Genomic DNA, 21,147 nt, shown 5'->3' on the forward strand with positions numbered 1-21,147 from the left:
GGTCGAAGGCCACTCAGTCGGTGGCCGCGACCGCTTCCTCGACCGAGGTGTGGATGGGGAACACCTTGGTCAGGCCGGTGATACGGAAAATCTTGAGAATGCGCTCCTGGTTGCAGACCAGGCGCAGCGAGCCCTCATGGGCACGCACGCGCTTCAGGCCGCCGACCAGCACGCCGAGCCCGGTGGAGTCGAGGAAGTCCACGCCCTCCATGTCGACGACCAGATGAAAACTGCCGTCGTTCACCAGCTCGACCAACTGCTCGCGCAGCTTGGGCGCGGTATATACATCGATTTCGCCACCGACCTCGACGACCGTACGATCGCCGACGGTACGGGTCGACAGGGACAGGTCCACGGATCCTCCAGCACCTTGCTATCGAGCGGTCATCCCTCGGGACACCTCGGCAGAGCCCCCAGGACGGATCGCCAGCCGCGATGGCATTCAATCACTTACCGGCAGGCGTGCACGACGCCTTCGGACCATTGTCCATCCCGCCAGTGACACACTCGATGCCGATGGCCAAAATTTCTCCTCCCGGAGGACCCTCTGCGGGCGCCCCGGCACGCACGTCCCCGCGGACCGTTCTTGACCGGCTCACCGCGGGGCCGAGCCGTGCATCGCGCGTCACTCATACGGAGCACCTGCCCCCACGTGAGGCCCGGTATGCAGTCTGGCCCGACCGCATCCGGTCCGAGGTCATATCCGCCGTCCAGGCCGCCGGCATCGAGCACCCCTGGGCGCACCAGGCGCTCGCCGCCGAGCACGCCCTGGACGGGGAATCCGTCGTCGTCGCCACCGGCACCGCATCCGGCAAATCCCTGGCCTACCTCACCCCCGTCCTCTCCGCCCTCCTGGACGGCTCGGAGGCGCCGAACGGGCGCGGCACCACCGCCCTGTACCTCGCCCCCACGAAGGCCCTCGCCGCCGACCAGCGCCGCGCCGTCCGCGCCCTGGCAGCCCCTCTCGGCAACGCGGTACGCCCCGCCGTCTACGACGGCGACACCCCCTTCGAGGAACGCGAATGGGTCCGGCAGTACGCCAATTACGTCCTGACCAACCCCGACATGCTGCACCGCGGGATACTCCCCTCCCACCCGCGCTGGTCCTCCTTCCTGCGCTCCCTGCGCTACGTCGTCATCGACGAGTGCCACACCTATCGCGGCGTCTTCGGCTCCCACGTCGCCCAGGTCCTGCGCCGCCTGCGCCGCCTCTGCGCCCGCTACGGCTCCGAGCCCGTCTTCCTCCTCGCCTCCGCCACCTGCGCCGACCCCTCGGCGTCCGCGGAGCGCCTCACCGGCCTTCCCGTGAAGGAGGTCGCCGACGACGCCTCACCCCGCGGCGACCTCGTCTTCGCCCTCTGGGAACCCCCTCTCACCGAGCTCCACGGCGAGAAGGGCGCCCCCGTCCGCCGCACCGCCACCGCCGAGACCGCCGACCTCCTCACCGACCTCACCGTCCAGGGAGTCCGATCGGTCGCCTTCGTACGCTCCCGGCGCGGCGCCGAACTCGTCTCCGTGATCGCCCAGGAACGCCTCGCCGAGGTCGACCGCTCCCTGCCCCGGCGTGTCGCGGCCTATCGCGGTGGCTACCTCCCCGAGGAGCGCCGCGCCCTGGAGCGCGCCCTGCACTCCGGTGAGCTCCTCGGGCTCGCCGCCACCACCGCCCTCGAACTCGGCGTCGACGTCTCGGGGCTGGACGCGGTCGTCATCGCCGGATACCCGGGCACGCGGGCCTCGCTCTGGCAGCAGGCCGGGCGGGCGGGACGGTCGGCGCAGGGCGCGCTCGCCGTCCTCGTCGCCCGGGACGATCCGCTGGACACGTATCTCGTCCACCACCCCGAAGCGCTGTTCCAGCAGCCCGTCGAATGCACGGTCCTCGACCCCGACAACCCGTACGTACTCGCGCCTCACCTCTGCGCGGCCGCCTCCGAACTCCCGCTGGTCGAGGAGGACTTCGCCCTCTTCGGCCCCACCACCGAGGAACTCCTCCCGCAGTTGGAGGCCGCGAAGCTCCTCCGGCGCCGGACCAGGGCCTGGCACTGGACCCGCCGGGAGCGGGCCGCCGACCTCACCGACATCCGCGGCGAGGGCGGGAAGCCCGTCCAGATCGTCGAAGAGGGCACGGGGCGGCTGCTCGGCACGGTCGACGCGTCCGCCGCGCACACGAGCGTGCACGAGGGCGCGGTCCATCTCCACCAAGGGCGTACGTATCTCGTGCGCCACCTCGACCTGGAGGACTCCGTCGCCCTCGTCGAGGAGGCCGCGCCGCCCTACTCCACGACCGCCCGCGACACGACGGCGATCTCCATCCTGGAAACGGACACGGAGATCCCCTGGGGTGCGGGGCGCCTCTGCTACGGCTCCGTCGAAGTCACCAACCAAGTCGTCTCCTTCCTGCGTCGACGCGTCATCACCGGCGAGGTCCTCGGCGAGACCAAGCTGGACCTCCCTCCCCGCACGCTGCGGACGCGCGCGGTGTGGTGGACGGTGACCGAGGACCAACTCGACGCCGCACGCATCAATCCCGAGATCCTCGGCGGCGCGCTGCACGCCGCGGAACACGCGTCCATCGGCATGCTTCCGCTCTTCGCCACGTGTGACCGATGGGACATCGGTGGCGTCTCCGTCCCGCTGCACCCGGACACGCTCCTTCCCACGGTCTTCGTCTACGACGGCCACCCCGGCGGGGCGGGCTTCGCCGAGCGCGCCTTCCACACGGCCCGCGAATGGCTCACGGCCACCCGCGAGGCCATCGCCTCCTGCGAATGCGAGGCGGGCTGCCCTTCCTGCATCCAGTCCCCCAAGTGCGGCAACGGCAACGACCCACTGCACAAGCGGGGTGCGGTACGCCTGCTCTCGGTACTGCTGCGCGACGCGGGGGCTGACGGGGGCGCCTAGGGCCTGTGCCGGGCGTGGCGGGGCAGGCGGGACTTCCGACACAGGCCCTAGGGGCCTGGGTGCGGGTGCGGGGCGGTGGAGGGCAGCTCTTAGCCGGAGGGTGGCCCGTCACGGGGTGCTGGGCCCGCCCGGGAGCGGGCCGTCACCGTGAAGGGGCCCGCCGACGAGGAGACCGAGACCTCCGAGGTCTCGCCCCGAACCACGCACCGAACCACCCGCACACCCTGCGCCCCCGCCACCCGTCCCGCCCCCGCGCAAGCCGCATCGGAACCGGCCGACCACCGGTCCGCCGCCGCGAGCGCCGCCAGGTCCGCCGCGCCGCCCGCCCGGTGCCGGGCCACGACGACCTGAGTCATGGCGAGGACCGCCCCGCAGATCACGCCGAGCACGGCCATCACCACGACCACCCACACCGTGGCGGCCCCACGATCGCGCCCCGCATCCCGCCACCTAGCGACACTCATACGGCCACCCCCACGCTCTCCTCGGCCAACGCCACCGCTTCGGACCGCAGACGCAGGCCCAGGCCCAGCACCTCGGGACCCGGCGCGTCCGCCACCACCTCGACCCGCACGAGGTCGGCCTCACGCCGCACGGACACGTTCGCCCCGCGCGGCGCCGCCTGCCGTGCCGCAGCCAAGGCCACGTCATCGGGGTCCTGTCGGGCCGCCGCCCGCGCCCCGGCCCTGGCGGCGTCCACGCACTGGATCTGAGCCGAGGCCGCCAGCAATGTCCAGATCAGCGCCATCGTGAAGAGCACCAGCGTCGGCAGGACCACGGCCGCCTCCGCCGTCACGTAACCCCGGTCCGAGAGGCCACGGAAGCGCGCCCGGAGCCGGGTGTGGCCCCGATGCCGCTCGACCTCAGAACGGGACATCGAGAGCCCTCTCCACCAGCCCCTGCAGCGCCGCCCTGACCTGCCCGCTCGTCACCACCTTGTAAAGCAAGCCGGCGAACCCCACCGCCGCGATCAAGCCCATGGCGTACTCGGACGTCACCATCCCCGCATCCGAGCCGAGTGGCTCCGGCGACCTCCGGGCCCGCCGCCTCAGAGCGCGCAGCTTTCGCATCATCCGTCCCCGCATTGCAGCCTCCGTCATTTCGTCTCGGTTCTTCTTCGTGTTCGGTCCTAGCCCGCGCTCAACAGGCCCTCCGCCAGGCCGATCACCACCGGCAGCACTCCGACCGCCACGAACGCCGGCAGGAAGCACAGGCCGACCGGGGCCGTCATCAGGACCGCCGCCTTGCGTGCCCCGGCCGTCGCGGTTCTGGCGCGGTCCGCCCTGGCGTCCGCGGCCAGGCGGGCCACCGGATCCGCCGTCGGGGCACCGGAGTCGCCCGCGCGCTCCAGAAGGCGGGCCAGCGGTGCGGCGCCCGGTATCGCACTCAAGTGGCGCCATGCGTGCGTGGGTTCGCCGCCCAGGCGTACCTCGGCCGCACCTCGGGACAGTCGTACGCCGATCGGTCCCTGCAAGGACTCGCCCACCGCGTGAGCCGCCGTGAGCGGGCTTGCTCCTGATGCGATGCAAGCCGCCAGGAGGTCTGCTGCCAGCGGTAGTTGGCGGGCCGTCTTTTGTGTGTCGTCAGACCGGGCCGAAAAGGACGCGTGTTGCTGCCGTGCGTGGCGCCAAGCCAGGTAGCCGACTGCGGGCGCGGCCAGCATTCCCGGCACGCCATCCAGCAGCACATAGGCCACGCTCGACATCCCGGCCGTCGTCAGCCAAAGGCGGTGCCGCGCCCAACGGTTCGGGCGTGGTGGCTTCTGGTCCCCGGGCTCCGGTGGCCGCGCCGCGGGCAACGTTCTTTCCGCTCGCCTTCGCTGCGCCCTCTCCCTTCGCGCGGCCAGCGCCGTCAGCGTCAGCCAGAGCATCGCTGCCGCTACCCACACGATCACCCCCAGCCTGTGGACAACGCTCACCGTTCCTCCGCCCTTCGGACGATGCGCAGCGCCCACCACACCCCGACGCCCTCCAGGACTCCGCCCACGGCGAGGCAGGCCAGCCCCGGGGCGGTGTGGAACAGCACTCGCAGGGGCTCCGCTCCCAGGGCGCTGCCCATCAGCAGGCCCAGCAGGGGGAGGGCGGCCAGCATCACGGCCGTGGAGCGGGCTCCTGCCAGTTGGGCCCGTAGGTCCGCGTGTTGGTCGCGTTCGGCGCGCAGGGCGGCCTCCAGGCGGCCCAGTCCGGCGGCGAGGCCCGCGCCCCGGTCCACTGCGACCCGCCAGCACGCCGCCAACCCCAGGAGGCCTTCGGCGCCCGGCTCTCGGGCCGCCGAGCGCAGCGCACCCGGCACGTCGCCGCCGAAGCGTGCCGCAGCCAGCACCGAACTTCGGGCGCCTCCCAGGCCCGGGCCGGCATCGGCAGGGTCGTCGAGTGTCAGCCGCAGTGCCTCATCGGGCTGGCGGCCCGCCCGCACCTCGGCCGCCACCTCGCCGAGCCAAGCGATCACCGCGGCCCGGCGCCGCTCCCGTTCCCTGCGCGCGTCCCTGGCCCGGCGCACCCCCGCCGCCAACGGCACTCCGGCCGCTCCGGCGATCAGCGGCACCACGGACTCGGCCAACAGGGCCAGGGTCGCGCCGGCCGGGAGGCACCACCATTCGGGACGCAACCGGCCGTGGGCCGTCTCGATCAGTTGTCGCCACCGTGGGGTGGGAGACGGTGGTGGAGCGTGGGGTTTCAGGAGCTTTCGTAGGCGGTGCGACTCGTGATCCCGTCGACCCAGGAGCCAGACCGCGGCCCCCGCACACAGCGTCAGCGCGAGTGTCCACGCGCCCATCGCCGTGGTCATCGGCCCTCACCCCCGCCTGCGAGCAGGGTGTTCAGGCGGTTCCACCCCTGTTCCCGTGTGAAGGCCCGCTCGCCCCATCTCAGCGCCGGAACGGTCACCACCAGACCCGACGCGGCGCGCTCCAGGACGTGCACCTCGGCCATGCGGCGGCGGCCCGCCCGGTCGCGTACGAGATGGATCACCACGGACAGAGCTGCCGCCAACTGGCTGTGCAGGGCCGCTCGGTCGAGGCCCGCGGTCGTGCCCAGGGCCTCCAGGCGGGCGGGTACGTCTCCGGCGGCGTTGGCGTGGACCGTGCCGCAGCCTCCCTCGTGTCCTGTGTTCAGCGCCGCCAGCAGGTGCACGACCTCCGCTCCCCGCACCTCACCCACGACCAGGCGGTCCGGGCGCATCCGCAGGGCCTGGCGCACCAGGTCGTCCAGGCCGACGAGGCCTGCCCCTTCCTGGTTCGCGGGCCTCGATTCCAGGCGCACCACGTGCGGATGGTCGGGTTTCAGCTCGGCCGAGTCCTCGGCGAGCACGATCCGCTCCTTCGGGCCCACCAGGCTCAGCAGCGCGCTCAGCAGGGTCGTCTTGCCGGTGCCGGTGCCGCCGCTGATCAGGAACGAGAGGCGGGCGTCGAGGAGGGCCCGCAGGATCCCGTCGCCGTCCGGCGGGATCGTCCCTGCCTCGACCAGTTCCGTGAGCGTGAAGGCCCTGGGCCGGACGACCCGCAGGGACAGGCACGTCGAGCCGACCGCCACCGGTGGCAGGACGGCGTGCAGGCGGGTGCCGTCCGGCAGGCGTGCGTCCACCCAGGGGCGTGCGTCGTCCAGGCGGCGGCCCGCCACGGCGGCGAGTCGCTGGGCGAGCCGGCGCAGTGCGGCGGCGTCCCGGAACGTGATGTCCGTGAGCTCCAGGCCGCCGCCCCGGTCCACCCACACCCGGTCGGGCGCGGAGACCAGCACGTCGGTCACGGAGTCGTCCGCGAGCAGCGGCTCCAGGGGGCCCGCCCCGACCAGCTCCGAGCGCAGTTGTTCCGCCGCGCCGAGGATCTCCGTGTCACCGAGCACCCGGCCCTGGGCCCGCAGCGCCTCGGCGACCCGGGCGGGGGTCGGTTCCGTGCCGCTTTCGGCGAGCCACTGCCGCACTCCGTCCAGCATTCGGGCTCCCACGACGGCGCTCATGCGTCTCCTCCCACGGCGTCGACCGGCAGTCGGTCCCAGAAGGCGGAGCAGAAGCGGGCGAGCGGTCCGCGTGCCGTGCCGCCCGGTGGTGTTCCCGAGGCTTGCTGTGCCGCCAGACCGGCCTCCCAGGGCACCTCCCCGGCCAGCGGGAGGCCGAGGAGGCCTGACACCTCCTCGGGGTCGAGTCCGCCGGGGGCCGGGCCCCTCGCGACGACTACGCGCATATCCCGCAGCGCCATGCCCGCGGCGGAGGCCACCCGTCGGGCCCCCGCCACGGCGCGCAGCTCCGCGGGCACCACGAGCAGTCCCAGGTCCACCTGGGCCATCGCCTCTGCGACCGCCTCGTCCACCCGGCGCGGCAGGTCCACGACCACCGCGCCGCCCCGCCTGCGGGCCGCGGCGACGACGGCCCGCACGGCTTCGGGGGCTACCGCGACGGCCTCGCCCCGGTCCCAGCTGAGGATCCGCAGCGCGTGCATGTGGGGCAGCGACTCCTCGAGCGCGCCGCCGCCGACCCGACCGCGCGAGGCGGCGAACGCCGGCCAGCGGAGCCCTTCGGTGTGCTCGGCGCCAAGGACCACGTCCAAGCCGCCGCCCAGCGGGTCCGCGTCGACGAGCATCGTGCGCCGCCCCTCACGAGCCGCCGTGACCGCGAGGGCGCAGGCCAGAGTGGAGGCTCCGGCGCCGCCTCGGCCGCCGATGACCCCGACGGTCAGCGCGGGGCTCCCCACGCCCTCGGCCACGTCGGCGATGCGGTCCACGAGCCACTGCTCGCCGTCCGGCAGGACCAGCACGTGGTCGGCGCCGATCTCCACCGCCCGCTGCCAGATACCGGGATCGTCCTGATCCAGCCCAACCAACACGACGCCACGCCGTCGCACGGCTCCGCGCACCCGGTCCGCCGCGTCGTCCCCGACCAGAACGAGCGGCGCCGCGTCCCAGCTTCCCCGGCGCTCGGGCCCGCCGTGATGCACCTCGGGCAGGGCCCCCGCCGCGGCGCACAGCCGCAGCAGGTCATCCAGCAGCCGCACATCCTCCGTGACGATCAGCGGTCCGCCCCGCCGGCCCTCGGCCTGCGCGGCCACGTCACTCGAAATGGCTCCGTCCACGATCCCGTCCCCCTCTTGGCACATGACTCCTGTGAATGCCGCGCTCGTCAGCCGCGAAGAACCGGGCAAAGCAATCCGGCCATGAACTTCGCGAGTGGAACGGGCGGAATCAGCGTGCGACGGCGCCGGAAAACATGTGGATCTTGGTCAATAACTGTGGACAAGACGGTGCCTGTGAATAACCCCATCACCCATACCAGTGACATCCCGCGGCCTTCGCCCTGACTTCCACAGAGCAGCCTCACGACTACTCACAGTGACGAATCTTGGGCAGGGGCCGCCGCGGTCAAGAAGGCGACGAGAACGGCTCAAGGGCCGGAAGAGGATCAGCGGAGGGTTCAAAAACCCATCCGGACATGCGACGACCCCCGCCGGGGGGGAGAGCGGGGGTCGTCCCCACGGTCCGACTCGGGGGGGGAGGAGCCAGACCGGGTTAGCACGGTCGCGAACGATCCGTGACTTCCATGGTGTACCCGAGAGCCTTCTCAGGCAAACCCACGCGCCTCAGCTTACGCCGAATGGTGGGCGCCTATGCTCGGGCTCGTGGAAAACCACTCCCTGCCCCGCACTGCCGCGTTCTTTGACCTGGACAAGACGGTCATTGCGAAGTCGAGCACTCTCACCTTCAGCAAGTCGTTCTACCAAGGCGGCCTGATCAACCGCAGAGCGGTACTGCGCACCGCGTACGCGCAGTTCGTGTTCCTCGCGGGCGGCGCCGACCACGACCAGATGGAACGGATGCGTTCCTACCTGTCCGCACTGTGCCGCGGCTGGAACGTGGAGCAGGTCAAGGAGATCGTCGCCGAGACCCTGCACGACCTCATCGACCCGATCATCTACGACGAGGCGGCGTCCCTCATCGAGGAGCACCACACCGCGGGCCGCGACGTCGTCATCGTCTCCACGTCGGGCGCCGAGGTCGTCGAGCCGATCGGGGAGCTCCTCGGCGCGGACCGCGTGGTGGCGACCCGCATGGTGGTCGGGGACGACGGCTGCTTCACGGGCGAGGTGGAGTACTACGCGTACGGCCCCACCAAGGCGGAGGCGGTCAAGGAGCTCGCCCGGTCGGAGGGGTACGACCTCGACCGCTGCTACGCCTACAGCGACTCGGCGACCGACGTGCCGATGCTGGAGTCGGTCGGGCACCCCTTCGCGGTCAATCCGGACCGCGCGCTGCGCCGCGAGGCACTCACGCGCGCGTGGCCGATCCTCGACTTCAACCGTCCGGTACGACTGAAGCAGCGCATCCCCGCGCCGCCCCGGCCCGCGCTCGTCGCTGCCGCCGCCGTGGGCGCCGCGGCGGCCACGGCCGGGCTCGTCTGGTTCGCCAGCCGACGCCGCGCGACCACGGGCTGACCGGGTCCCGCGAGCCCTCCGTGGCCCGGGCGGCACACCCAGAAGCGGGTTTGTCCGGTTCACGCCTGTTTGAACACAAAAGTAAAGAAGTGCAGCCAGCACTTCCGCTTACCCCAGGACAGGAGTACAAAGGAGTCAACGGCCCGCGAGACCAAGGACATCCGAGAGGATCACCTTCAAACGCAGTAAAGGCCCCACGGACCGAAGCATGGACATCGAGCACCCACGCGACGTCGACCCGTCGATTACGGGCCAGCCGCACCAGGTGACGGGCAACGTCCCGACCTGATGGGCAACACTTCGAGGACGCTTGGTAACCCGGTGAACATGCCAGCGGCGGTACGGATTCCGTACCGCCGCAACCCTGTTCAGGCCCCTGTGGACCCCCGGCCCCTCACGCCGCGCCGCGCTGCAGCGCCTCGCAGACAGCCGTCGATTCCCTGACGCCGAGCTCGACCGCCTTGCCGCAGTGGGCGATCCAGGCGGCCATGCCCTCCGGCCTGCCGGACGCGTAGCCGTCGAGGGCCGCCACGTAGGCCGCCCGGCCCAGCTCCGCGTATCCCGCCTCGGCCGGGCAGATCGACTTCGGGTCGAGGCCGCTGCCCACCAGGACAATGCGTTCGGCGGCGCGCGCCACCAGCCCGTTGTGCGAGCCGAAGGGGCGGAGACTGGCCAGTTCGCCGTGGACGACGGCCGCCGTCACCAGCGCCGGCGCCTCGCTGCCCGCGATGATCAGCTGCGAAAGCCCCTCCAGGCGGCCCGCCACCTCGCCCGCGTCCGGCACCGGAAGCTCGATCAACGGCTCGTCGACGGGTTCGCCGTGGAGCCTCGGGCGGCCCGCGCCCTCCGTCGAGTCGGCCGCGGCGACCAGGTGCAGACGCGCGAGGACCCGCAGCGGCGACTGCCGCCAGATGGACAGGAACTGTCCCGCCTCCGCCGTGAGCCGCAGCGCCGCGCCGACCGTGCGCTCCTCGCCGTCACCGCTGAAGTCGGTGCGCCGACGCACCTCTTCGAGTGCCCAGTCGGCACCGGAGAGCGCCGCCGAACCCCGGGCGCCGCGCAGCGCGGCCTCGGAGGTGATCTCGTTGCTGCGGCGCCGCATGACCCGGTGTCCGTAGACCCGGTCCACGGCCTTGCGCACGGAGTCCACGGAGTCGGCCACGCCGGGGAGTGCCCCGAGGGCCGCGAGCGGATCGGCTGTCGTACTCATGAGTACGACCCTACGTACTCCCGGGCCCCGCTCCACGAAGGAGTGGTCTTCTTCACGCACATGCCCCACCCGACGTAAGCGTGCCACTACGCTACGTGGTTATGAAAATCGCTTTCGTAGGGAAGGGCGGCAGTGGCAAGACCACGTTGTCCTCGCTCTTCATCCGCCACCTCGCCGACACCGGCGCACCCGTCATCGCGGTCGACGCCGACATCAACCAGCATCTGGGCCCCGCCCTGGGCCTCGACGAGGCGGAGGCCGCCGAGCTGCCCGCCCTCGGCGCACGCCTGCCGCTGATCAAGGAGTATCTGCGGGGCTCCAACCCGCGGATCGCCTCGGCCGACACGATGATCAAGACGACGCCGCCCGGCGAGGGCTCGCGGCTCCTGCGGGTGCGCGAGGACAACCCCGTGTTCGACGCGTGCGCGCGGACCGTGGAACTCGACGACGCCGCCGTCCGTTTGATGGTCACCGGGCAGTTCACCGAAGCCGACCTCGGTGTCGCCTGCTACCACTCCAAGACCGGAGCGGTGGAGCTGTGTCTGAACCACCTCGTCGACGGCCGCGACGAGTACGCGGTCGTGGACATGACCGCAGGCTCGGACTCCTTCGCCTCCGGCATGTTCACCCGCTTCGACATGACGTTCCTGGTGGCCGAACCGACGAAGAAGGGCGTCTCCGTCTACCGCCAGTACAAGGAGTACGCCCGCGACTTCGGCGTGAGCCTCGCGGTCGTCGGCAACAAGGTGCAGGGCCAGGACGACATCGACTTCCTGCGCGAGCAGGTCGGTGACGACCTGCTGGTGACCGTCGGGCACTCGGACTGGGTGCGTGCCATGGAGAAGGGGCGCCCGCCGCGCTTCGAGCACCTGGAGGAGGAGAACCGCCGGTCCCTTCGGGCGCTGCAGGCCGCGGTCGACGCCACGTACGAACGCCGCGACTGGGAGCGTTACACCAGCCAGATGGTCCACTTCCACCTGAAGAACGCGCGGAGTTGGGGCAACGAGCGGACGGGGGTCGACCTGGCCGCCCAGGTCGACCCCGCCTTCGTGCTCCGCGAGCGCATGGCCGCCACGGCCTGAGCCCGGACGTCGAACGCCGGATCGAGAAGCCGGGCGCTACCGCTTGTCCGCCGGAGCGCCCGGGACGCCCTTCGGGGCGGGTGCGGGCCGCGCGGAGAGGAACGCCGGCCAGCCCTCCTTCGGCGCCTTGCCGACCGGCAGACCGGTCAGCTTCGCCAGCACCTTCGGGTCCTGCGCGTCGAGCCAGTCCGCGAGTTGACGGAAGGAGACGCAGCGCACGTCGCGCTTGGTGCAGACCGCCTCGATGGTCTCCTCGATGGCGCGCATGTACGTGCCGCCGTTCCAGGACTCGAAGTGGTTGCCGATGATCAGCGGTGCGCGGTTGCCCTTGTAGGCGCGTTCGAAGCCCTGGAGCAGGCCGTCACGCATCTGGTCGCCCCAGTACTCGTGACGGGACGGATCGCCGTGCGAGGTCGAACCGGACTGGTTGACCATGAAGTTGTAGTCCATGGTGAGCGTCTCGAACTTGCGGCCGGGGACCGGGACGAGCTGCATCGACAGGTCCCACAGCCCTTCCTTCTTCTTGGGCCAGACCTGGTTGTTGACGCCGCTGGTGTCGTAGCGGAAGCCCAGCTCGCGGGCGGCCCGCATGAAGTTCTTCTGGCCTTCGAGGCAGGGCGTGCGGGCGCCGATCAGTTCCTTGTCGTAGTCGAAGGGCAGGGGCTGCGCCTTCTTCGCGCCGGTGTTGGTCTTCCAGGCCTTCACGAAGGACTTGGCCTGGTTGATCTCGTCCTTCCAGTCCTCGACGGACCACTCGCCCACGCCGCCGCCGGCGCCGCAGAAGTGGCCGTTGAAGTGCGTGCCGACCTCGTTGCCCTCGAGCCAGGCGCCGCGGAGCTGCTCCACGGTGTCCTTGATTCCCTTGCGGTCGTTGAAGCCGATGTCCGAGCTGCCGGCCATGTGCTGCGGCGGCTTGTAGAGCTTCCGCTTCCCCTCGGGGAGCATGTACACGCCGCTGAGGAAGTACGTCATCGTCGCGTCGTTCCGCTTGGCGACCTTGCGGAAGTGCGAGAACAGCTTCTGACTGTCCTCCCCCGCACCGTCCCACGAGAAGACGACGAACTGCGGGGGCTTCTGGCCCGGCTTCAGGCGGGCGGGTCTGGGCAGGTGCGGCTGTTTTCCGGTGAAGGCCGTCGAGCCGTCACCGATCATCCGGACGGCGTTCTTGGGGGCATGGGCACCGGCGCCCTTCTTCGGCCCCTGCGTGCTCTCCTTCGCACCGGTGCTGCCGTCGGCGCAGCCGGCCAGTGCCGCTCCGCACGCCACGAGGGCGGTCAGGCTCGCGGTGATCCTCCGGGTGGCGGCCATGTTCCGCCCACCTACTTCCGTGCAAGTCGGGACAGTTCGGACCGAACCTCGCACGGCATGTGGAATCTGATGTTCCGACGAGCCGATTAAATTCTTTATTCACTCATCAGGGTGACTGATTGCACCATTTGCCCTGAAAATCCGTCCCAGACCTTTACTCTGGATTACGATCCGTTTACCGAGAGTTGAGAAATCCCGCCGCTGCACGCCGTGACCCACGGCCGCGATCTGCCTTCCGGAGACCTCCGGAGGACCCCTTGTCCCGCGACCGCGCTGCCCCGGAGGAGACGGGAAACATGTCTGCCTGCGTCCCCGCCCGCACCCCTGACTCGGCTCACACGCCTCGCGCCATCAACCCCCACGCCCCACCGCCCGGCAAGAGGTTCCGCATCGCCGGTGCCGACCTCTCCGCGTCGGTCGCCGTCTTCCTGATCGCCCTGCCGTTGTCGCTGGGCATCGCCCTCGCCACCGGAGCGCCGCTCCAGGCAGGCCTCGTCGCCGCCGCCGTCGGCGGCATCCTCGCCGGAGCACTCGGCGGATCACCGCTGCAGGTCAGCGGCCCCGCCGCCGGCCTCACGGTCGTCACCGCCGACCTCATCCACCGGTACGGCTGGCGGACCACCTGCGCCATCACCGTCCTCGCCGGACTCGCCCAACTCGGCCTCGGCTGCCTGCACGTGGCTCGCACCGCGCTCGCCGTCAGCCCCGCCGTCGTCCACGGCATGCTGACCGGCATCGGAGTCACCATCGCCGTCGCCCAGCTGCACATCGTGCTCGGCGGCACCCCGCAGAGCTCCGTGCTCGACAACCTGCGGGCGCTCCCCGCCCAACTCGCCGACCTGCATCTGGCCGCCCTGACGATCAGCCTGCTCACCCTGGCGATCCTGTTGCTCTGGCCACGGATTCCCGGGCGGGCCGGGCGCTTCACCCGCGTCATGCCCGCGGCCCTCATCTCCGTGGCCGCCGCCACGGCCGTCTCCGCGCTCGCCGGGCTCCGGGTCGACGAGGTCGACCTGCCGTCCTGGCGCAGCCACGCCCTCGTCGGGCTGCCGGAAGGGCCCGCCCTCGGTCTGGTCGCCGCCGTGCTCACCATCACGCTGGTGTGCAGCGTGCAGTCGCTGCTCGGCGCGGTCGCCGTCGACAAGGTCATCGCCGGGCAAGCCGAGCTCCACCCCGGTGTGCGCCGCTCCGACCTCGACCGCGAACTGCTGGGCCAGGGCGCGGCGAACATCGTGTCCGGAGCGCTCGGCGGACTGCCCGTCGCCGGGGTCGCCGTGCGCAGCATGGCCAATATCCGGGCGGGCGCCGTGAGCCGGAACTCCACGATGCTGCACGGCGTTTGGGTAGTAGTCGCCGCGCTGCTCCTGGTGCCCGTCCTGGAGCTGATCCCCCTCGCCGCCCTGGCCGCGCTGGTCATGGTGGTCGGCATCCAGATGGTCAGCCTCAACCACATCCGGACCATCACCCGCCACCGCGAAATCGTGGTGTACGCCGTCACGAGCCTCGGCGTGGTCTTCCTCGGTGTCCTCGAAGGCGTGGCGCTCGGCGTCGCCGTCGCCGTGGGCGTCTCGCTGCACCGGCTCGCCCGTACCCGCATCACGCACTGCGAGGACGACGGCGTCCATCACGTGCGGGTGCGTGGCCAGTTGACGTTCCTCGCGGTGCCTCGGCTCAGCAAGGCACTGCACCAGGTGCCCCACGGGGCCGACGTGATCGTGGAGTTGGACGGATCTTTCATGGACCATGCCGCGTACGAATCGCTGCAGTGCTGGCAGGACGCGCACACCGCGCACGGCGGCAGCGTCGAGGTCACCGGCCGCGCCGGGACCCGTATCTCCGTGCCCGCCGGAGGGTCGGGGCCGGGGAGCCGGGAGCTGGTGGGCGCCTCCCACTCCTGTTGCAGGCCGTGGGCGCCGTGGCGCAACCATCACTGCGACCGGCCGCAGGAGGAGCGTCAGGAAGGACAGGAGGGGCGTCGGCCCAGCGGGCATCAACTGGCCAGCGGGATCAGCGCCTTCCAGCGGAACACGGCGCCTCATGTGCGGGGCGAGCTCGCCCGGCTCGCGCGTGAGGGGCAGCAGCCCGCACAGCTCTTCCTGACCTGCGCGGACTCCCGCGTCGTCACGTCGATGATCACGTCGAGCGGCCCGGGTGACCTCTTCGTCGTCCGGAACGTGGGCAACCTGGTGCCGCTGCCGGGCGCCGAGAGCGGGGACGACTCGGTGGGCGCCGCCATCGAGTACGCGGTGGATGTGCTCAAGGTCCGGTCCATCACCGTGTGCGGACACTCCGGGTGCGGTGCCATGCAGGCGCTGCTCAACACGCCACCGGGAGGCGCCCAGACGCCGCTGAAGCGGTGGTTGCGGCACGGCCTGCCGAGCCTGGAGCGCATGAGCACGCAGGAGAGGGCGTGGGCGCGTCTCGCCGGGCGCGCGCCCGCCGACGCGGTCGAGCAGCTCTGCCTCACCAATGTCGTTCAGCAACTGGAGCACTTGAGGGCGCACGAGTCGGTGGCGCGCCGACTTGCCGAAGGTGATCTTGAGCTGCACGGTATGTACTTCCACGTCGGAGAGGCGCAGTCCTATCTGTTGACGGAGGGCAGCGGTGCCGAGCCGCTTCCGGACGAGGTCTTCGATCAGGTGGCGCCCACAGCACAGGCCGAGGTCGAGCGGACGCCCTCCGCGTGACCTCATCGGGAAACCACGGGTAAAGGTCTAAACCAATTTTCGGCAGGCCCTTGTCACCACCGGTTGTGTCTGATGAGCTGTGGCTTCGGACACAACGGTCGCCTCCGGCAAAGCAGCGCAAGGGAGATGTCGTGAGCAACGAAAGCCTGGCCAACCTTCTGAAGGAGGAGCGTCGGTTCGCGCCGCCGGCGGAGTTGGCGGCCGCCGCCAACGTCACGGCGGAGGCGTACGAGCAGGCCAAGGCTGACCGGCTCGGCTTCTGGGCCGAGCAGGCCCGTCGGCTGACCTGGGCCACGGAGCCGACCGAGACGCTCGACTGGTCGAACCCTCCGTTCGCCAAGTGGTTCGCCGACGGGAAGCTCAACGTCGCGTACAACTGCGTGGACCGCCATGTGGAGGCCGGCAACGGCGACCGCGTCGCGATCCACTTCGAGGGTGAGCCCGGCGACAGCCGGGCCATCACCTACGCCGAGCTGAAGGAAGAGGTCAGCCGCGCCGCCAACGCGCTGACCGAGCTCGGCGTCCAGAAGGGCGACCGCGTCGCCGTCTATCTGCCGATGATCCCCGAGGCGGTCGTCGCGATGCTGGCCTGCGCCCGCATCGGCGCCGCCCACTCGGTGGTCTTCGGCGGCTTCTCCGCGGACGCCATCGCCAAGCGCATCGAGGACGCCGACGCCAAGGTCGTCATCACCTCCGACGGCGGCTACCGCCGGGGCAAGCCCTCCGCGCTCAAGCCCGCCGTGGACGAGGCCGTGAGCCGCGTCGAGGGCGTCCGGCACGTCCTCGTCGTACGGCGCACCGAGCAGGACGTGGCGTGGACCGAGGGCCGCGACGTGTGGTGGCACGAGATCACGCAGAAGCAGTCCGCCGAGCACACCCCCGAGGCCTTCGACGCGGAGCACCCGCTCTTCATCCTCTACACCTCGGGCACCACGGGTAAGCCGAAGGGCATCCTGCACACCTCCGGCGGCTACCTCACCCAGGCGGCCTACACCCACCACGCCGTCTTCGACCTCAAGCCGGAGACCGACGTCTACTGGTGCACGGCCGACATCGGCTGGGTCACCGGCCACTCGTACATCACGTACGGACCGCTGGCCAACGGCGCGACGCAGGTGATGTACGAGGGCACCCCCGACACGCCGCACCAGGGCCGCTTCTGGGAGATCGTCCAGAAGTACAAGGTCAGCATCCTCTACACGGCGCCCACGGCCATCCGCACCTTCATGAAGTGGGGCGACGACATCCCCGCGAAGTTCGACCTGAGCAGCCTGCGGGTGCTCGGCTCGGTCGGTGAGCCGATCAACCCCGAGGCGTGGATGTGGTACCGCAAGAACATCGGCGGCGACCGCTGTCCGATCGTGGACACCTGGTGGCAGACCGAGACCGGCGCGATGATGATCTCGCCGCTGCCGGGCGTCACCGAGACCAAGCCGGGCAGCGCCCAGCGCGCCCTGCCGGGCATCTCCGCCACCGTCGTCGACGACGAGGCGAACGAGGTGCCGGACGGCGGCGGTGGCTACCTGGTCCTGACCGAGCCGTGGCCGTCGATGCTGCGCACCATCTGGGGCGACGACCAGCGGTTCATCGACACGTACTGGTCGCGTTTCGAGGGCAAGTACTTCGCCGGTGACGGCGCCAAGAAGGACGAGGACGGCGACATCTGGCTCCTCGGCCGGGTGGACGACGTGATGCTCGTCTCCGGGCACAACATCTCCACCACCGAGGTCGAGTCGGCGCTCGTCTCGCACCCGGCGGTCGCCGAGGCGGCGGTCGTGGGCGCGGCGGACGAGACGACGGGCCAGGCCATCGTGGCGTTCGTGATCCTGCGCGGCACGGCCAGCGCCGAGGACGAAGGCCTCGTCGCCGACCTGCGCAACCACGTGGGCGCCACGCTCGGCCCGATCGCCAAGCCGAAGCGGGTCCTGCCGGTGGCCGAGCTGCCGAAGACCCGGTCCGGCAAGATCATGCGCCGCCTGCTGCGGGACGTCGCGGAGAACCGTGAGCTCGGTGACGTCACCACGCTCACCGACTCGTCCGTGATGGATCTCATCCAGACGAAGCTTCCGGCCGCGCCCAGCGAGGACTAGACCCCTCCGTGATGCGGCAAGGGGCACCCGGCGCCAAGCGCGCCGGGTGCCCCTTTTGCACTTAGGGTGAAGATCACTGGATTCGTCCGGGCGTACGTTAGGTAAGCTAAGGATCGCGTCAACGTCGTGACAAGATCACGCGGCGGTACGACGCACGAGAAGTACCTAGGTGCGCCGGGAAGTCTGGTCGGCATGTGCTCAGCCCTGCCTACCCGACCGGAGGTCGACTCACGTGTCCGCGCCCGTCCCCAGCAAGAACGACCGCAAGGTGCTCGGACGCCTCTCCCTGCCCGAGCGGAACTTCGTCGCGGAAGCCCTGCGCGCCGAGACCGTCGGCGGTGTGCTGCTGCTCGTCGCCGCGGTCGCCGCCCTGATCTGGGCCAACGTGGCCGGCGGATCGTACGACTCCGTCCGGAGCTTCCACCTCGGGCCCGGCTCGCTCGGCCTCGACCTCTCCATCCAGCACTGGGCGGCCGACGGTCTCCTCGCCGTCTTCTTCTTCGTGGCCGGCATCGAACTCAAGCGTGAGCTGGTCGCTGGCGACCTGCGCGACCCCAAGGCGGCGGCGCTGCCCGTCGTCGCGGCACTCTGCGGCATGGCGGTGCCCGCGCTCGTGTACTTCCTCACCAACACCGTCGGCGGCGGCTCGCTGGACGGCTGGGCGGTGCCGACCGCCACCGACATCGCCTTCGCGCTCGCGGTCCTCGCCGTCATCGGCACCTCGCTGCCGTCCGCGCTCCGTGCCTTCCTGCTGACCCTCGCCGTCGTCGACGACCTCTTCGCGATCCTGATCATCGCGGTCTTCTTCACCAGCGACCTCAACTTCGCCGCGCTCGGCGGCGCCGTCCTCGGCCTCGCCGTGTTCTGGCTGCTGCTCAGGAAGCGGGTGCGCGGCTGGTACATCTACGTTCCGCTGGCGCTCGCCATCTGGGGCCTGATGTACAACAGCGGCATCCACGCCACCATCGCGGGCGTCGCCATGGGCCTGATGCTGCGCTGCCACAAGGAGGGCGAGGGCGCCGAGATCGAGGAGCACTCCCCCGGCGAGCACATCGAACATCTCGTACGTCCCCTCTCCGCCGGCCTGGCCGTGCCGCTGTTCGCCCTGTTCAGCGCCGGAGTGGTCGTCTCGGGCGGCGCGCTCGGCGACGTCTTCACCAAGCCGGAGACACTGGGCGTGGTGCTCGGCCTGGTCGTCGGCAAGGCCGTCGGCATCTTCGGCGGCACCTGGCTCGCGGCGCGCTTCACCAAGGCGGAGCTGAACGACGATCTGGCCTGGCCGGACGTGTTCGCGGTCGCCTCACTGGCGGGCATCGGCTTCACCGTCTCGCTGCTCATCGGCGAGCTCGCCTTCACCGAGGACCCGCTGCTCACCGACGAGATCAAGGCGGCCGTCCTGACCGGCTCCCTCATCGCGGCGCTGCTCTCCGGGATCCTGCTGAAGGTGCGCAACGCCAAGTACCGCAAGCTGTGCGAGGACGAGGAGCGCGACGACGACCTCAGCGGTGTCCCCGACATCTACGAGATGGACGACCCGGCGTACCACCACCGGATGGCCGCCATCTACGAGAAGAAGGCCGCGGAGCACCGAAGGCTTGCCGAAGTAGCGGGTGGGGAACGCGAGGATGGCAACGGTCCGGCATGATCTGAGCAGACACTTCTCAGAAGAGATCAGAAGAGAAAAAGGGGAGAACGCGATGAGCTCACCCGACGGCCCCGTCGGCGCCGAGCGCAGCCTCGGCCAACTGGTCGCCTCGGCGACCGGTGAGATGTCCGCGCTGGTCCACGACGAGATCGCACTGGCCAAGGCGCAGCTGCGGCAGGACGTCAAGCGCGGAGCGATCGGCGGTGGCGCGTTCGCCGCGGCCGGAGCGGTCCTCATCTTCTCGCTGCCCATGCTGAGTTTCGCGCTCGCGTACGGCATCCGTACGTGGAGCGGCTGGAACCTCGCCGTCTGCTTCCTGCTGTCCTTCGCCGCGAACGTGCTGGTGGCCGGATTGCTCGCGCTGATCGGCGTCGTCTTCGCGAAGAAGGCCAAGAAGGGCAAGGGCCCGCAGAAGGTCGCCGCTTCGGCCAAGGAGACGGCTGCCGTACTGGGGAACGTCAAGCCGCATCCCCGCGCGGTGGGCCCCGCGGGTGCTGTCGACGTCCGAATCGGTGAGACGGGGGCCACTGTGGCACGCTCGTCCTCATGACGGACCCCGCCGCCCCATCGGCCCAATCCTCCGCCTCGGTCGTACGCATCGAGGGACCCTGGACCCACCGGGATGTGGCCGCCAACGGCGCGCGCTTCCACATCGCCGAGATGGGGGACGGGCCGCTGGTCCTGCTCCTGCACGGTTTCCCGCAGTTCTGGTGGACGTGGCGGCACCAGATGGCGGCGCTCGCGGACGCCGGTTTCCGGGCCGTCGCGATGGACCTGCGGGGCGTGGGCGGCAGCGACCGCACGCCCCGCGGCTACGACCCGGCGAACCTCGCCCTCGACATCACCGGTGTCGTACGTTCCCTCGGGGAGCCGGACGCCGCGCTCGTCGGGCACGACCTGGGCGGATATCTCGCGTGGACGGCGGCCGTGATGCGGCCCAAGCTGGTGCGCCGCCTCGCCGTCTCCTCGATGCCGCATCCGCGGCGCTGGCGCTCGGCGATGCTGTCGGACCGCAGGCAGACCGCCTCGGCGTCGTACGTGTGGGGCTTTCAGCGGCCCTGGGTGCCGGAGCGTCAACTCGTCGCCGACGACGGCGCCCTGGTGGGGCGTCTGATGCGGGACTGGTCCGGCCCCGGGCTCCCGGACGACGACGCGGTCGAGACGTACCGGCGGGCCATGTGCATCCCGTCGACGGCGCACTGCTCGATCGAGCCGTACCGCTGGATGGTCCGTTCGATGGCGCGCCCCGACGGCATCCAGTTCAACCGCCGCATGAAGCGCCCGGTGCGCGTGCCGACGCTGCATCTGCACGGCTCGCTGGACCCCGTGATGCGGACGAGGAGCGCGGCGGGATCGGGCGAGTACGTCGAAGCCCCGTACCGCTGGCGGCTGTTCGACGGCCTCGGACACTTCCCTCATGAGGAGGATCCGGTGGCGTTCTCGACGGAACTCGTGAACTGGCTGAAGGACCCCGAGCCCGATCGCTGACGGGTTCGCCGGGCTCACCTGGCGCGTTCATACGAACGTCTGTCCTACGAACGCCAATTGCCTCGCGCATAGGCCAATTGGGGCCCCTGAGCGCGATTACCGACCATGGGGCCCGGGCAGACGTCGGGGTATGGGCTGGACGCACGACTACAGTGACGTAGCACGCAATCGCCGCTCGGCCACAGCGCTGAACAGCCGTGAGAGGGGCGGGCCGCAGGACCCGGGTCATCACGGCCCCCCTCAGGAAATGGGCATTCCCCGCATTCTCCGCCGGAGGGCCCGCTGGGTCTCCGCGCGGCTCCGGCACACCCGCGACTGACC

Annotated in this window: 19 protein-coding genes; 9 read left to right on the forward strand and 10 right to left on the reverse strand. The window is 70.9% G+C overall.

All coding sequences use genetic code 11. From position 1 onward, the window contains the following. Positions 1–13: 13 nt before the first annotated feature. Positions 14–355 carry an anti-sigma factor antagonist BldG gene (gene bldG, locus DEJ48_RS17785; protein ID WP_003975386.1) on the reverse strand — a complete coding sequence of 114 codons (342 nt, stop codon included), beginning with the start codon at positions 353–355 and terminating at the stop codon, positions 14–16. 80 nt (positions 356–435) lie between these two features. On the opposite strand from bldG, the gene DEJ48_RS17790 reads away from it, so the two are divergent. After that, positions 436–2,898: a DEAD/DEAH box helicase gene (locus tag DEJ48_RS17790; RefSeq protein WP_150217145.1), complete on the forward strand. Its 2,463-nt coding sequence runs from the start codon at positions 436–438 to the stop codon at positions 2,896–2,898. Between the two features lie 89 nt (positions 2,899–2,987). Here the strand turns inward: DEJ48_RS17790 and DEJ48_RS17795 are convergent, their stop codons facing one another. The 7 genes from DEJ48_RS17795 to ssd form a co-directional block, all read right to left on the reverse strand. After that, entirely contained in the window at positions 2,988–3,362 is a 375-nt protein-coding gene (locus tag DEJ48_RS17795; protein ID WP_150217146.1) for an Rv3654c family TadE-like protein, read from the reverse strand. Then, a complete protein-coding gene (locus DEJ48_RS17800; RefSeq protein ID WP_150217147.1) occupies positions 3,359–3,775 on the reverse strand; it encodes a TadE family type IV pilus minor pilin in 417 nt (138 codons plus the stop codon). The genes DEJ48_RS17795 and DEJ48_RS17800 overlap by 4 nt, the downstream gene beginning before the upstream one ends. Then, a complete protein-coding gene (locus tag DEJ48_RS17805) occupies positions 3,762–3,899 on the reverse strand; it encodes a DUF4244 domain-containing protein (RefSeq protein WP_411757464.1) in 138 nt (45 codons plus the stop codon). Before DEJ48_RS17805 ends, DEJ48_RS17800 begins: the two co-directional genes overlap by 14 nt. A gap of 128 nt (positions 3,900–4,027) precedes the next feature. After that, positions 4,028–4,768, reverse strand: a complete 741-nt coding sequence (locus DEJ48_RS17810; protein WP_150221241.1) for a type II secretion system F family protein — start codon at positions 4,766–4,768, stop codon at positions 4,028–4,030. A gap of 44 nt (positions 4,769–4,812) precedes the next feature. Beyond that, the gene (locus DEJ48_RS17815) at positions 4,813–5,685 is read right to left on the reverse strand and encodes a type II secretion system F family protein (protein ID WP_150217148.1); all 873 of its coding nucleotides are present in this window, start codon (positions 5,683–5,685) and stop codon (positions 4,813–4,815) included. Further along, the gene (locus tag DEJ48_RS17820) at positions 5,682–6,851 is read right to left on the reverse strand and encodes a TadA family conjugal transfer-associated ATPase (RefSeq protein ID WP_150217149.1); all 1,170 of its coding nucleotides are present in this window, start codon (positions 6,849–6,851) and stop codon (positions 5,682–5,684) included. Before DEJ48_RS17820 ends, DEJ48_RS17815 begins: the two co-directional genes overlap by 4 nt. Beyond that, complete coding sequence (ssd, locus tag DEJ48_RS17825; RefSeq protein WP_150217150.1) at positions 6,848–7,984, reverse strand: septum site-determining protein Ssd; 1,137 nt, start codon at positions 7,982–7,984, stop codon at positions 6,848–6,850. Before ssd ends, DEJ48_RS17820 begins: the two co-directional genes overlap by 4 nt. A gap of 507 nt (positions 7,985–8,491) precedes the next feature. On the opposite strand from ssd, the gene DEJ48_RS17830 reads away from it, so the two are divergent. Beyond that, positions 8,492–9,316 (forward strand): HAD family hydrolase, encoded by an 825-nt coding sequence (locus DEJ48_RS17830; protein ID WP_150217151.1) that lies wholly within the window; start codon positions 8,492–8,494, stop codon positions 9,314–9,316. Positions 9,317–9,710: 394 nt separating this feature from the next. Here the strand turns inward: DEJ48_RS17830 and DEJ48_RS17835 are convergent, their stop codons facing one another. After that, the gene (locus DEJ48_RS17835; protein WP_150217152.1) at positions 9,711–10,526 is read right to left on the reverse strand and encodes an oxidoreductase; all 816 of its coding nucleotides are present in this window, start codon (positions 10,524–10,526) and stop codon (positions 9,711–9,713) included. A gap of 101 nt (positions 10,527–10,627) precedes the next feature. On the opposite strand from DEJ48_RS17835, the gene DEJ48_RS17840 reads away from it, so the two are divergent. Then, entirely contained in the window at positions 10,628–11,608 is a 981-nt protein-coding gene (locus DEJ48_RS17840) for an ATP-binding protein (RefSeq protein ID WP_150217153.1), read from the forward strand. A gap of 36 nt (positions 11,609–11,644) precedes the next feature. Here DEJ48_RS17840 and DEJ48_RS17845 read toward each other — a convergent pair whose 3' ends face one another. Beyond that, complete coding sequence (locus tag DEJ48_RS17845; RefSeq protein WP_150217154.1) at positions 11,645–12,916, reverse strand: hypothetical protein; 1,272 nt, start codon at positions 12,914–12,916, stop codon at positions 11,645–11,647. Positions 12,917–13,212: 296 nt separating this feature from the next. On the opposite strand from DEJ48_RS17845, the gene DEJ48_RS17850 reads away from it, so the two are divergent. From DEJ48_RS17850 to DEJ48_RS40355, 6 genes are all read left to right on the forward strand, one after another. Next, entirely contained in the window at positions 13,213–15,603 is a 2,391-nt protein-coding gene (locus DEJ48_RS17850) for a bifunctional SulP family inorganic anion transporter/carbonic anhydrase (RefSeq protein WP_150217155.1), read from the forward strand. A 131-nt stretch (positions 15,604–15,734) separates the two neighbouring features. Beyond that, positions 15,735–17,693 carry an acetate--CoA ligase gene (gene acs / locus DEJ48_RS17855; RefSeq protein WP_150217156.1) on the forward strand — a complete coding sequence of 653 codons (1,959 nt, stop codon included), beginning with the start codon at positions 15,735–15,737 and terminating at the stop codon, positions 17,691–17,693. A 232-nt stretch (positions 17,694–17,925) separates the two neighbouring features. Then, positions 17,926–19,338: a Na+/H+ antiporter NhaA gene (gene nhaA / locus DEJ48_RS17860; RefSeq protein WP_150217157.1), complete on the forward strand. Its 1,413-nt coding sequence runs from the start codon at positions 17,926–17,928 to the stop codon at positions 19,336–19,338. Positions 19,339–19,390: 52 nt separating this feature from the next. Continuing rightward, the gene (locus DEJ48_RS17865) at positions 19,391–19,888 is read left to right on the forward strand and encodes a phage holin family protein (RefSeq protein ID WP_150185368.1); all 498 of its coding nucleotides are present in this window, start codon (positions 19,391–19,393) and stop codon (positions 19,886–19,888) included. Continuing rightward, positions 19,885–20,826: an alpha/beta fold hydrolase gene (locus DEJ48_RS17870; RefSeq protein ID WP_150217158.1), complete on the forward strand. Its 942-nt coding sequence runs from the start codon at positions 19,885–19,887 to the stop codon at positions 20,824–20,826. Before DEJ48_RS17865 ends, DEJ48_RS17870 begins: the two co-directional genes overlap by 4 nt. A gap of 130 nt (positions 20,827–20,956) precedes the next feature. Next, positions 20,957–21,145 carry a hypothetical protein gene (locus DEJ48_RS40355; RefSeq protein WP_079075134.1) on the forward strand — a complete coding sequence of 63 codons (189 nt, stop codon included), beginning with the start codon at positions 20,957–20,959 and terminating at the stop codon, positions 21,143–21,145. Positions 21,146–21,147: the final 2 nt, after the last annotated feature.

Source organism: Streptomyces venezuelae (assembly GCF_008642315.1).
Lineage (GTDB): Bacteria > Actinomycetota > Actinomycetes > Streptomycetales > Streptomycetaceae > Streptomyces > Streptomyces venezuelae_D.